Annotated in this window: 9 protein-coding genes and 2 pseudogenes; 6 read left to right on the top strand and 5 right to left on the bottom strand. The window is 68.9% G+C overall.

Features of this window, described 5'->3' with window-relative positions:
* Positions 1–555: 555 nt before the first annotated feature.
* The 3 genes from ACFWWR_RS38455 to ACFWWR_RS38445 all read right to left on the bottom strand — a co-directional run bounded on the left by ACFWWR_RS38455 (position 556) and on the right by ACFWWR_RS38445 (position 2372).
* Positions 556–1035: a MarR family winged helix-turn-helix transcriptional regulator gene (locus tag ACFWWR_RS38455; protein WP_383868450.1), complete on the bottom strand. Its 480-nt coding sequence runs from the start codon at positions 1033–1035 to the stop codon at positions 556–558.
* 11 nt (positions 1036–1046) lie between these two features.
* Positions 1047–1277 (bottom strand): hypothetical protein, encoded by a 231-nt coding sequence (locus ACFWWR_RS38450; protein ID WP_383868452.1) that lies wholly within the window; start codon positions 1275–1277, stop codon positions 1047–1049.
* A 192-nt stretch (positions 1278–1469) separates the two neighbouring features.
* A complete protein-coding gene (locus tag ACFWWR_RS38445; protein ID WP_383868454.1) occupies positions 1470–2372 on the bottom strand; it encodes an NADP-dependent oxidoreductase in 903 nt (300 codons plus the stop codon).
* Positions 2373–3702: 1330 nt separating this feature from the next.
* On the opposite strand from ACFWWR_RS38445, the gene ACFWWR_RS38440 reads away from it, so the two are divergent.
* Positions 3703–6051 carry an alpha-L-fucosidase gene (locus ACFWWR_RS38440; protein WP_384308279.1) on the top strand — a complete coding sequence of 783 codons (2349 nt, stop codon included), beginning with the start codon at positions 3703–3705 and terminating at the stop codon, positions 6049–6051.
* A 304-nt stretch (positions 6052–6355) separates the two neighbouring features.
* Positions 6356–6721, top strand: a pseudogene (locus ACFWWR_RS38435) (transposase); the annotation flags it as partial.
* A gap of 347 nt (positions 6722–7068) precedes the next feature.
* Here ACFWWR_RS38435 and ACFWWR_RS38430 read toward each other — a convergent pair.
* The gene (locus ACFWWR_RS38430) at positions 7069–8067 is read right to left on the bottom strand and encodes a helix-turn-helix domain-containing protein (protein ID WP_383868458.1); all 999 of its coding nucleotides are present in this window, start codon (positions 8065–8067) and stop codon (positions 7069–7071) included.
* A 541-nt stretch (positions 8068–8608) separates the two neighbouring features.
* On the opposite strand from ACFWWR_RS38430, the gene ACFWWR_RS38425 reads away from it, so the two are divergent.
* The 3 genes and pseudogenes from ACFWWR_RS38425 to ACFWWR_RS38415 all read left to right on the top strand — a co-directional run bounded on the left by ACFWWR_RS38425 (position 8609) and on the right by ACFWWR_RS38415 (position 10192).
* Positions 8609–8992, top strand: a complete 384-nt coding sequence (locus tag ACFWWR_RS38425) for an MmcQ/YjbR family DNA-binding protein (RefSeq protein ID WP_384308284.1) — start codon at positions 8609–8611, stop codon at positions 8990–8992.
* Positions 8993–9000: 8 nt separating this feature from the next.
* Complete coding sequence (locus ACFWWR_RS38420; RefSeq protein WP_383868462.1) at positions 9001–9363, top strand: MmcQ/YjbR family DNA-binding protein; 363 nt, start codon at positions 9001–9003, stop codon at positions 9361–9363.
* A gap of 472 nt (positions 9364–9835) precedes the next feature.
* Positions 9836–10192: pseudogene (locus ACFWWR_RS38415) on the top strand (MarR family winged helix-turn-helix transcriptional regulator).
* Between the two features lie 62 nt (positions 10193–10254).
* Here the strand turns inward: ACFWWR_RS38415 and ACFWWR_RS38410 are convergent.
* Positions 10255–10626 (bottom strand): DoxX family protein, encoded by a 372-nt coding sequence (locus ACFWWR_RS38410; protein ID WP_384308276.1) that lies wholly within the window; start codon positions 10624–10626, stop codon positions 10255–10257.
* Positions 10627–11386: 760 nt separating this feature from the next.
* Between ACFWWR_RS38410 and ACFWWR_RS38405 the strand changes: the two genes are divergently transcribed.
* Entirely contained in the window at positions 11387–11854 is a 468-nt protein-coding gene (locus ACFWWR_RS38405; RefSeq protein ID WP_384308273.1) for a MarR family winged helix-turn-helix transcriptional regulator, read from the top strand.
* Positions 11855–11908 lie beyond the last annotated feature (54 nt).

Raw genomic sequence — 11908 nt, 5'->3', positions numbered from 1 at the left:
AGCAGTTCGTCGACGACCTTGCCGCCGAGGGAGCCGGTCGCGCCGACGACGAGGACGGGGAGGGTGGTGGTCATGGGGGTCTCACTTTCCATCAGCACAGTGGTGGGGATGGGGGATGAGGGATGAGGGATGGAGGATTGGGGATTGGGTGGGCGAGGCAGGGCGGCTGCGGACGTGGGTGCCGTCGGCCCGGTCGCTCAAGGGGCGGGCCTCTGGTGCGCGGATCCGTTTGCGCGGGTCACCGCCGAGCTTCAGGAGCTTGCCGAGGTCGAAGGTGACCTGGACGCGGGTGATGCGGCCATCCTTGATGTGCAGCCAGTTGGCGACGGGAAAGGGCCCGCCGTCCCCGCGGGCGTGTTGCCCTTCCCCGGATGAGCTCCGCCTGCTACACCGGGACAGCTGGTGCTTGAATGGCTGTGGCCCCGCAACCACCCGTTCGACCTGACGTGCGGAGGTGAGCAGTGACTCCGCCACATCCCAACGATTGCACCCCATGTCCGCATACCCGCCCAGTTGTCGCGTGGGGCACGCCAACATGGGGTGCAAACGGGGGAGTTACCGGGACTCTTCTTCCGGAAGAGCGCCGCTGCTGATCGCGTCGGCGATGGCGTAGGCGGTGCGGACGAAGGCATCTGCCTGCTGCGCCGAGAGGTTCTGTGCGGAGGTCTCCTCCAGGGCCCGCCACATGTTTGCGATGGGCTCGCGCATGGCACGGCCCTTGTCGGTGAGATGGACGACCATGACGCGCCGGTCGTGTGCGGCCGGCTCGCGGACGAGCAGGCCGGCGTCCTGCATGCGGCGTAGGGACTTGGAGACGGTGGAGTGGTCCAGGCCGACGCTTTCGAGCAGTTCGGACTGGGTCTGGCCGTCCCGGTCGAGGAGTTGCATCAGCAGCAGTTCCTGTCCGGGATGCAGGTCCATCTCGCGGAGCATGGCGCCGGCGCGGGCGCGGTGAGCGCGGGCGAGCTGGAAGATCGCGTAGCTCATCGGTCCCTCGCTGGCCGTAGTGGGGATGTGGGGTGTCGGGGCGGGCATAGTTCGGTTCCTCAGACGGTGTAGGTGGGGTAGTCGGTGTAGCCGACCGCTCCGCCGCCGTAGAAGGTCGCGGGATCGGGGGTGGTCAGCGGCCCGTCAGAGCGTAGCCGCTCGACCAGGTCCGGGTGGATGAGCGCGAGCGTGCCGACAGAGACAGGGCCGGCCGTGCCGTCGTCGAAGTCCTTGGCGCCGGTGGGCAGGTCGGTGCCGGCCGGGTTGAGGATCAGGGTGGTCGGCCACACGCGCGCAGGGTGCCCAGCAGAGCGTGGTCGCCCGCGTGGAGGACGTGGAGGCGGTGTGGGCCGGAGATGTCACCGGCGATGGCCGACGTCCGCAGGAGGTTCGGCATGAGAGGGCCTTCGGTGCTGTGATGACCAAGTGGTGACCGGGAAAGCGGGAGGGCGTGGCGGAAGGAGTGGGAAAGGCGGGCGTGATCAGTCGACGGTGAGGACGAGCTTGCCTCGGCCGTGCCCGGCGTCGCTGGCCTGCTGGGCTGTGGCGGCCTGGGCGAGCGGGTAGGCGGTGACGGTGGTGAGGAGCTTGCCGGTCGCGGCGTTCTGGGCCAGCGCGGCCAGGTGGGCGGCCGAACGTTCTTGGAGACTGAAGAAGGTGACGCCGAACTGGTGCGCGCCGAGGTCGGCGATGGTGACGATGCGCTCGGTGCCGCCGCGCAGGGTGATGGAGTCCTCCAGGGCTCCCTTCCCGGCCAGGTCGAACACCGCGTCCACGCCGTCGGGGGCCAGTGCCCGGACCCGCTCGGCCAGGCCCTCGCCGTAGAGGGTCGCGGTGGCGCCGAGCGAGGTGAGGTAGTCCTGGTTGGCGGCGCCGGCGGTGCCGATGACCCGCGCTCCGCGGGCCGTGGCGAGCTGGACCGCCAGGGTGCCGACCGCTCCGGCCGCGCCGTGCATCAGCACGGTCTCCCCGGCGGCGACGCCGAGCAGGTCAAGGACCCCCTCGGCCGTCGCGCCCGCCACCGGCAGCGCGACCGCGTGCTGCCAGTCGAGGCCTGCGGGCTTGAGGGCCACGGTGGTGGCCAGCGCGTACTGGGCGTACGAGCCGGTGTCCGACCAGCCCAGCACCTCGTCGCCGACCTGCACGTCCTGCACGCCCTCGCCCAGGGCGTCCACCACACCGGCGAGCTCGCCACCGGGGACGGCGGGCAGCGGCGTGGGGAACCTGGCCTCCAGTGCCCCGGAGCGGATCTTGCCGTCCAGCGCGTTCAGCCCGGCCGCCTTGACGCGGACGCGGACCTGCCCGGGGCCGGGCTGCGGGGCCTCGATGTCCGCCTCGTGCAGTACTTCCGGGCCGCCGAAACGGTCGAACAGGATGGCTTTCATGACGACTCCTCTCGCGTCACCCACCCATTTAGGTGGCTGGACACATAACCACGTTAGCAGCAAACATGTGGCCAGCCAAGTATTTGCTGTCGCTCGGGCCGCGCAAGATCGGCCGCAGTCGCGCGCCGGTCTCCTCGGACGGCGGACGAAGCGGGAGGCGCCCCGCCGGAGCGAGCCTTGCGCTCGGGCGCCGAGAGTGCGGCGCCCCAGGCGGCGCGGCCATGACGCAGGGGTGGACAGGGCCGCCGTAGGGGCGGCGCCGTCGAACATGTCCTCGGCTGGGGCCACGCGGTGTCCATCGTCGCGGCGAGAGCAGGCCACAGGGGGACTGTCCGAAACCACGCAGCCGCCAAGACAAAGGCGCCGGTCGAGCAGGTGGCCGTCGTGGTCGGCACCGGCGCCGCAGCGGCTGTCACTGCCCCAGCCATCCTCGACCGTCCCGGCTCAAGGGCCTGTTGGCGGACCAGGCGCAAAGCCGGCCGGTGTCGTCGTGGCGATCTCGGGCGGCGGATGGCGACGCAGCAGGCCAGCCGCTCGCCACCCGGAGCAGCCCAGCGCCGGCTCAGTTCCGGGTCGGCGGTCTGGCCGGGCACCTGTCCGGGCGGACTTCAACGTCGAGCGTTGGCCGGCCGAGCTGCCCCAGGGGCGGGACGCCCATCGATGCTGTCGCCTACGCCGTGTCTGGCGCCGGCCCGGCGCCGCATCTCGCGGGTGCGGTGCCGGCGTCGGATCCGTGAGGCGGGAGAGCAGGAGGCGGCCGGTGGGCCTGCCGCCCGGTCGAGCAGTTTGACGCTGCTCGCACCCGGCTCGCAGCACAGCTGCCGGCCATACCTCTCGACCGGCCTGCCGGCGGGTTCACCCACGTACTGCCGCTCGATCAGTGTCCGCCCACCCGGCTCGTGGAACTTGTTGCCCCCTCGACGACCTGGCCGTCAGCCTGGAGGCACGCACGCCGCCGATCCCCGCCGCGGCCGCCGACGCGCACCGGAAGGACGCCGTGACGAGCCGCGGCGACGTGAGTCAGGCATGCGACGACCGCGGGTCAAGGTGGCCGGCGGCAGCCCGGCCGTGCCGCCGAGGAACTGCCTTCAATAACTCCCGCCGCGGCGACGGAAGGTTGCGCATCCCGGTGATCTGAACCGGCCCGCTGTCCTTCCAGGGCCTGGCTGTGGTGCGAATGCGATCTGCCAGAAACGGGTCGAACGGCACATGTGTCCTGGCCATCCACCTTGTCATCCTACCTATGCTCTCAACCTTCCTCTCTGTCGGCGCCGTTGACAGCATGGTGAGTCTAATCAATCATCAGACATCCGATGAATTGGAGCCGCTCATGGGTATGTATCCGAGACGTCAGGTCCTGGGCGCCGCGGCCGGAGTCGCCGCCGCGGTGACCCTTCCCCTCGCCTCAGCCACCGCCGCACACGCCGCCGAACCACTCGCCGAGCACGCCGGGCCGTGGGCTCCCGTCCCCGACCCCGTCCCTGTTCCACTCGACTCCCTCTACGACAACGACGGCGTCGACACCGCCTCCGCACGGGGCGGCGACTTCGACGGCTCGGGCTACACGTTCCCGGGCGAGGAACTTCCCACGGGCGGTGTCGAAGTCGACGGCATGCCCTTCGTCTTCCCGACCTCGGACGCAGGCGCGAAGAACAATGTCGTCGCACTCGGCCAGCGCGTAGAACTGCCCAAAGGCCGCTACCTCTCGGCCGTCTTCCTCACCGCGGGCAGCTACGGCAACGCCTCCGGCAAAGCGACGGTTCACTACGCGGACGGTTCGACCACGACCGCCACCCTCGGCGGATCCGACTGGTACTCCACGGGTGGATCTCTGTCGGTGCCGTACCGCTACGGACCGGACGGCACCAGGGACGAACACCGCGTGGGCATCGGCACGTCCGAACTGTGGCTCGACCCACAGCGCGACGCCGTAGCGATCACGCTCCCGGTGACCAACCCGGCGCAGCCGAACAAGGCGTCGCTCCACGTGTTCGCGCTGTCCCTGCAACCTGCCGCTCAGGGACGCGCGCTGGCCCTGCGCGCGGCCCGGTCCACGAACTCGCTGCTGGAGTCGTCCGGCGCCCAGAGCATCGAAGCCACCGTCGTCAACGCGGGGACGGTCTCCGTCCTGGCCGCGGACGGCGTGTCGGTGGGCGTCGAGGTTCCGGGAGCCCGCACCGTCGAGGCCGCCCGTGTCCGCCGCCTGGACCCCGGTGAGCAGGCCCGCATCCGCGTGGGCATCCGCAACCGTGCGGGCGTCGCCCCCGGCACGGTCCGCGACGGCTCGGTGACCGTCACCGGACGCGGAACCCAAGTCACCGCGCAGAAAAGCCGGTTGACCCTCGGCGTAGCCGACTACCAGCCCACTGCATCCTCTCTCTCCGGCCACCAGGCGCCGTACTGGTTCCAGGGCGCCAAGTTCGGCATCTTCATCCACTGGGGCGTCTACTCGGTGCCAGCCTGGTCGCCGGTCGGGAAGCAGTACGCCGAGTGGTACTGGAACCACATGCAGGATCCCCAGAACGCCGTCTACGGGTACCACCGCGAGAAGTACGGCGAGAACTTCGCCTACGACGACTTCATCCCGATGTTCACGGCGGAGAAGTTCGATCCGCGTGCCTGGGTCGAACTGTTCCGGGACGCGGGCGCGGAGTACCACGTGCTGACCTCGAAGCACCATGAGGGTTTCGCGCTGTGGGACACGAAGGTCTCCGACCGCAACTCCGTGAAGATGGGCCCGAAGCGGGACCTCGTCAAGGAACTCTTCGCGGCGTCCCGCCGGTACACCCCCGAACTCCACCGCGGGCTCTACTTCTCCATGCCCGAGTGGTTCAACCCGGACAACCCGTGGATGGGTCACGCCCCGCGCAATCCGTACACCCTGGAGCCGGTGCCGTACACGGGTTACACCGCGGGCAAGGACTTCGTGAAGGACTACCAGGCCCCGCAGATGCTGGAACTGATCCAGGGCTACGACCCGGAGCTCATCTGGTGCGACATCGGCGGCGCCAACGACAGCCTCCATGTCCTGGCCGAGTACTTCAACCACGCGAAGAACCGTGCCCGGCCCATCGAGGTCACCGTCAACGACCGTTCGGGCATCGGCTTCCACGACTTCACGACCCCCGAGTACACGACGTACGACAACACGGTCGTCGCCAAGTGGGAGTCCAGCCGCGGCCTGGACCCCTTCAGCTACGGCTACAACCAGGCGACCCCGGACGACGCCTACATGACGACCGAAGCGGTCGTGAAAAGCCTCGTCGACATCGTCTCCAAGAACGGCAACTTCCTCCTCGACATCGGCCCGCGTGCCGACGGCACCATCCCCGAGATCATGCAGACCCGGCTGCGTGAGACAGGCCGCTGGCTGCGCACCAACGGAGAGGCGATCTACGACACCACCTACTGGTCCCGGATGGCCGAACTGGGCGAGGACCTGCGGTTCACCATCCGCCCGGACGAGGCCTTCTACATCCACTCCCTGGCCAAGCCGGGCGCCAAACTCACCGTCGAAGCACCGATCCCGATTCGCAGCGGCGACAAGGTGACGATGCTCGGCCACGGCCGGCCCCTGACCTGGACCCTCAGCAACGGGGCGCTGGTGATCGACGTCCCGGAAGCCGCACGCAAGGCGGGGCAGCACGCGTGGGTCTTCAAGGTGCACTGGCGTGCCTGAGACCCGAAGTACCCCTGAGTATGACCGCGCGACGGCATGACGCTGCTCGCGACACCGGTTCCTCAACGGATACCGAGCCGGCATCGGATCACGCCCTGTGATCAGACACGTACGCCGTCCACCGGCAGGAGGAGCGGCTCGCAGCGGTTGTCCCACAGGTGCCGCCGGTCGCTGACCCGCACTGCGTCGGGCAAGGCCCGGCGTAAGGGGTCTTGCGAATGATCCTTTTGTGACACGGTGGAGTTGTATGTGATCCCGTCTTCTGTGGGATGTGACCATGGCGCGGGGGAAGCGACCAGTTACGGCGGCCGACTGCCTCGGCTTCTCCCGCGCCACGATCGATGCGTCCCGCGTGCAGGCCAAGCGGGGGGCGGAGCAGCCCAAAAGTCGGCCCGAGCCCGGTTGACCGGGCACGGCCGGGCTCGAAACACCACGTCCTGGCCGATGCCCGCGGCACTCCTTTGCGGGTGTCTTCGACCGGCGGTCACCGCAACGACGTCACCCGGCTCCGGCCCTTGATCGACCAGTCTTGGGCCGGTGCGGGACAACGGGGCCGGCCACGGGAGTCCCGGCTCTACACGCCGACCACGGCTACGACCACGGCATCTATCGCCGGCGCCTGCGCGAGGGTGGCATCACACCGAAGATCGCCCGACGCTCACCTGGCCATCGACACAGGAGGCCCCGTCGGAGGCCAGGAACAGCACGAGCGAGGCGACTTCGCCGGGGTCGGCGGAGCGGGCCCGCGCTGTTGACCATGGCGTCCAGGGAACCGGTGACCTCGACCCCTTCGTCGACGAGCGCGCCGACACTGTCGCAACTGCTTACGCCGACGACCCGCAGGTGCACCGACGAGGGGGAGGACAACTTGATACCCGCCCGATGCCGGAGCCTGCCCAGTGATGACGACGCTCGGCTTGTCCAGGCCTGTGACTGCAGGGAGCCTCTGTCGCGGGCCTGAAGTCGAATCCTCGTGACGTCACGCGAAGTTCTGGGATTCACACCGGCGGGTGCGTCTCAGGGATCCGGGGTGGCCTGACGAGTCGCGTAGGCGGCGGGGGTGAGGCCGGTGTGGTGCCGGAAGAAGCGGCCGAAGTTGGCCGTGTCGGTGAAGCCGAGCTGGTCGGCGACCGCGCGGGCGGTCCACCGGGCGTGACCGAGCAGACGGCGCGCTTCGAGCAGTCGGCGCTGGTCGATGACCTGCCGGGCTCCGGTGCCGGTGGCGGCCCGGGTGGTGCGGCTGAGGGTTCGTACGGAACAGCCGAGCAGCCGGGCGTAGTCGTCGACGCGGTGCAGCTCGCGGTAGTGCAGCTCCAGGGCGTCCAGGAATCGTTCGTAGAGCGGCTGTCGTCCCGAGGTGCCGCCCAGGGGAGTGGTTCTGGCAGCGACCGGAGCTTCTGTGATGTCCGGTGAGTTGGCGAGGCGTAGCAGCAGGGCTTCGAGGAGGCTGCAGCGCAGGGCGTGATGGGTCGTGAGCGGGCGGCGTCCCAAGGCACGGTGTTCGTCGAGGAGTTGGAACGCGGTCTGTTCCAGCCAGGGGGCGTCGTCGGGTTGCGGGGTCAGTACGGCGGGGGCGTCGTGCGCGGTGAGGGGAGCCAGCTCGCGGGCGGTGTCGGGCCGGAGCGCCTCCGGTTCGAACAGGATGAAGGGGCCACGGGCGGTGCCGGGGTCGTGCCAGCACTGCACGTGCCCGGGGCGCACCCACAGCCACTGGCCGGGAGCGACGGTGCACGTGACGTGATCGACGTCGTGCCGCAGTTCACCCTCCGTGACGAGGATCAGGTAGTGGAAGGTGGCACGGCCCGGACGGGGCGGATTCCACGGCCAGTCGTCGTGGTCGGCGTGGAAGTCCTCGACAGTGGTCACCTCCAGGCCGTACGGGGTGCCGACCGGGGGCTGGAAGCGGTACAGCGGGACGGGCTCGGGCTCTGCGCGTGCGGCGGAGTCGGGCCGTGCGACGAAGAGGGCGGAGGAGCCCTGCTCTGCCCCCGGCGGGTGTCGCCTGTCGACCATCATGTGTCCGCAGTTTACCGACCGGATTGTCATCTGGAGAGAAAGGATGGTGATCGCGGCCCGCGCGTGTGCGTGCCGTGGCGTGGGGGGTGCCGGGGCACTCGCCCTCGCCCTTGCATGAACGAGAGAAAGGTCCCCGCACACATGCATCGCACCGGCACCGAGCTTCCGGCAGTCCTCCCGGGTGGAGACAGCTCGCCTGGGCGGAGGAGTTCGACCACCGCAAGCTCATCGAGGCGGGCGTCGACAGCACGCTGCGCTTCATGCCTGGGCTGTGCCATGGCGCTGACCTGATGTCACCGGCGCAGATGCCGGACGAGTACGCGGCCGCCGTATCGGAGTACGCGGACCTCACCGCCCGCGTGGCGCCGACCGCATAACCGTCCGCACCCCAGCGGATTCCCGTGACGGTACCGCGCGTCGTGCGTGCTCAACGCCGCGGTCGTGTTGCTGGCACTGCTGTTCGTACTGATCATGCCCCAACGGCACCCGGTGCCCCGTACCGCCGGTCGGGGCGTTCGGATCGATGAAGGAGCTGATGAACATGGACGGAGAGACGCTGCAGAGGACCGCGGCCGACTACGCCGAGGAACTTCCCGGGGCTGGGCTGGAGCACCCGTTCGGGCCCGAGTGGGAGGTGTACAAGGTGCGCGGCAAGGTCTTCATGCTCATGACGCAGGTGACGGGTGAGCCCATGGTGATTCTCAAATCGGCGCCCGACGAGGCGGCCGCCCTGCGTCGCGAGCACGCGGAGATCACCCCTGGCTACCACATGAACAAGAAGCACTGGATCACGCTGGAGGGTGGAAACGCGATCGACGAGACGCTGGTGAAGGAGCTTGTGACCGACTCCTATCGACTTGTCGTCAGCGGGCTCGCCAAGTCCCAGCAGCCCGTCGACCCGCACACCTACGGCCTCCGCGCCTGACCTCCGGCATGTCCTTCAACGGCACGAAGCTCCAGGACACCGCGCGCCACACCGCACTCGCGCTCCCAGGAGTCAGCCATGGGCGCCCGTTCACCGAGCAACTGGACGTCTACAAGGTGGCGGACAAGGTCTTCCTGATCGTCACCGACGACCCGGACGAACTCATCGTCACCCTCAAGGTGGAACCGGAGCACGGGCGGCTGCTGCAAGGCCAGTACCCGTCTCTCACGCCGGGCCGCTACCTCGACAAGCGGCACTGGATCTCCGTAGGAGCCGGCCGGGGCGTCACGGCGGACCTGGTCGCCGAACTCGTCGACCACTCCTACCACCTCGTCGTGGAGACGGTTCCGCGCAACCGCCGTCCCGGATGACCACCAGCCAAACGGCCGACCACGGACAGACCGCCCATGCAGCGAGGGCTGCGGCAGGCAGGCCACAGCGACGAGGGTGGCCGGGTCTGTTCCTGGTGGCGCAGCTCACCACGCGCTGGAGTTGTCGCCACGGTCAGAAGGGCAAGACCATCTGGGCCGAACAGCCCTTCACCGCGCAGGAAAACCGGCGATGGGGGAAACACGGACCCTGGTTCCCTGAAGTGTGGCTCTGCCGAGAGGCCGGAAGCGCGGCACGAAGCAGTCAGGGCAGGACAGGTCGCGCCGCGCTTCCGGGGTCGAAGCCGCTCCTCAGGGCGGTAGGTCGCTGCCCAGGTGATCGGTCAACGACGTTCAGACCTTCGCCAGGGCAGAGGCTGTGCGTTGGCTGATCACGGATGAGCAACACGTGTGGCGGAGCTTCGTCCGCCTGCATGAGAGGCTCGGGGGCCGGCTGCTGCAGTCGGATTCGTAGTTGTCCACCGCTGACTGCCAGGTGCCGGTACCGGTCCATCTGACTGACGTGCTCGAGGGACGGCGGCGGTTTCTGGATGTCGCCCACACGCTGGAATGGGAGAAGAGCCGGCTGTCGCATCACATCGGCCGGATGGCGAAGCGCGGGCTCGTGACGCGAGAAGACTCTCCCGAAGACGGCCGTGGCGCGTTCGTGGTGATCACACCAGCGGGTCGGTAGGCGATGGAAGAGGCCGCTCCGCTCCATGCCGAGGTGGTGCGTTCGCTGTTCCTCGACCATGCCACCACCGCGGAGCTGACGACGCTGGCCCGGATCCCCGAGCGGGTGGTCGAACGGCTGTACCAAGAGCCGTTCTGACCGGGATGCGGTCTCCGACCGCTGCGGCGGGGGCGGCCGGGGCGGTGCCCCAGGGGGCAGGCTCACATGGCCAGTCCGAGGGTGACGGCGGTCGCCGCGGAGACCAGCGCGAGGAAGATGGGGGCCATGGCGTTTCCGCGCGTTGTGGGGTCGGCGTAGTCGCCGGCCTTGGCGTGGAAGCCCACCGCGCCGATCATCGTGATCCCGAAGCCGACGGCGGCCGTGACGCCCAGAGGCTGCCAGAAGAGCCCCACGACCAGGCCCACGACCGCGGCGACCTCGGCCAGTCCTATGAAGCGGACCAGCCCGGCGCTCAGGCCCATGTGGGACTGGAGCCCCGAGGACACGTCGCCCTTCAGCATTGCCTTCGGCACGCCTGCGGCCAGCGCCACAAGGGCGAGCAGCACGCTGAGGACGGCGGCGGTGATGTACATGGGGGTGGTCCCTTCCGGTGTGGCCCGTGCCCGGCCGGGGCACGGGCCACTGGTTGTTTCGTCAACCAGTTCGTGTTATCCAGGAACATAGGGAAGCGGTCGTGATGTGTCAACTAAATGTGCGTCGCCTCTGGTCGACCTCCCGCACCGGGTGGGTGATCGAGAGTCGGTCGAACGCGTTGATGGTGATCGCCGCGGACGGCCGCGGAGATCTGGTCCTCGGTGAGCACCTGTCGGCCGGCCTCGTGGGCGGGTACCTGGCAGTCGGTGTCCTGCGGGTCGGTCGCACCTGGGCCGGCGTGAGAGCCGTGCGCCCTGAGCGGTGAAGAGTTCGAAAGCCGCGAGGCGGCCAGTACACCGAGCTGTCGTGCCGACGTGCCCGCGGGCGGCCGCCTTGGTGGCGCAGCCGCTCAGTTGGCAGACGCGGACGTTGACCGCTTCTTCCGGCGTCTCCCTCAGGGTACGGAAGGCCTTGGGCTCTGCTTGTCGAGGAAGTTCCGACTGATCGCTTATCCGTCGTGCGACCGCCCACTGTGGCCTCCTTCGGGGCTGTGCACGGTCCCTGCCTGTCCGCATAATGCGATGGGGTTCGGCGTTGGATGACCGTTCGGCGGACGCTGCCGCAGTGGGCCCGGACTCTGATCGGGAGCGGTCGTGCAGTGGCTCGCGGCGGAACTTGACTCACGCGCTCTGGCCGCTCGTCGGAATTCACAGGCCGGATCGGTAGGTGACTAATCAACCAATCGCCTACACTTGTTCGATGAACAAACAATCACAGTGGCTCACCCCGGTGGAGCAGCGTGCCTGGCGAAGCGTCATTCGGATGTACGAGAGGCTCGACGGGCGCCTGTCCCGCGGTCTGCAGTCGGAGTCCTGCCTGTCGGGCTCCGACTACGCCGTACTCGTCAACCTGTCGGAGGCGCCCGACGGACGCATGCGTCATGTGGATCTGGCCAGGTGTCTGGAGTGGGAGAAGAGCAGGATGTCGCATCAGGTCTCCCGCATGGCGAAGCGCGGGCTGGTGGACCGGCAGGAATGCCCCGAGGACGGTCGCGGCGCGTTCGTGGTCATCACCCCGGAGGGGCGGGAAGTGATCGCGAAAGCCGCGCCCCGTCATGTCAGTGATGTTCGACGCCTGTTCATCGAGCCCTTGACTCCCGACGAACTCCAGGCGTTCGCCCGTATGGCAGACCGCATCGTCGATCGCCTGGAGGAGGAACGGTGCTGATGCTCGGTCCCCGCGCCTGAGTGAGGACCGCTGATGGGTGCAGCCGGAATACGG

Origin of the sequence: Streptomyces sp. NPDC058678, from assembly GCF_042714835.1 — a bacterium.
Taxonomy (GTDB): Bacteria; Actinomycetota; Actinomycetes; order Streptomycetales; family Streptomycetaceae; genus Streptomyces.
This window is presented reverse-complemented; position numbering and strand designations above follow the sequence as displayed.

What these genes read in the sequence shown, in the direction of transcription:
- ACFWWR_RS38455 (WP_383868450.1), bottom strand. Translation starts at nt 1,035, where the DNA reads ATGCCCGCCCCGACACCCCACATCCCCACTACGGCCAGCGAGGGACCG.
- ACFWWR_RS38445 (WP_383868454.1), bottom strand. Translation starts at nt 2,372, where the DNA reads ATGAAAGCCATCCTGTTCGACCGTTTCGGCGGCCCGGAAGTACTGCAC.
- ACFWWR_RS38440 (WP_384308279.1), top strand. Translation starts at nt 3,703, where the DNA reads ATGGGTATGTATCCGAGACGTCAGGTCCTGGGCGCCGCGGCCGGAGTC.
- ACFWWR_RS38430 (WP_383868458.1), bottom strand. Translation starts at nt 8,067, where the DNA reads ATGATGGTCGACAGGCGACACCCGCCGGGGGCAGAGCAGGGCTCCTCC.
- ACFWWR_RS38425 (WP_384308284.1), top strand. Translation starts at nt 8,609, where the DNA reads ATGGACGGAGAGACGCTGCAGAGGACCGCGGCCGACTACGCCGAGGAA.
- ACFWWR_RS38420 (WP_383868462.1), top strand. Translation starts at nt 9,001, where the DNA reads ATGTCCTTCAACGGCACGAAGCTCCAGGACACCGCGCGCCACACCGCA.
- ACFWWR_RS38410 (WP_384308276.1), bottom strand. Translation starts at nt 10,626, where the DNA reads ATGTACATCACCGCCGCCGTCCTCAGCGTGCTGCTCGCCCTTGTGGCG.
- ACFWWR_RS38405 (WP_384308273.1), top strand. Translation starts at nt 11,387, where the DNA reads ATGAACAAACAATCACAGTGGCTCACCCCGGTGGAGCAGCGTGCCTGG.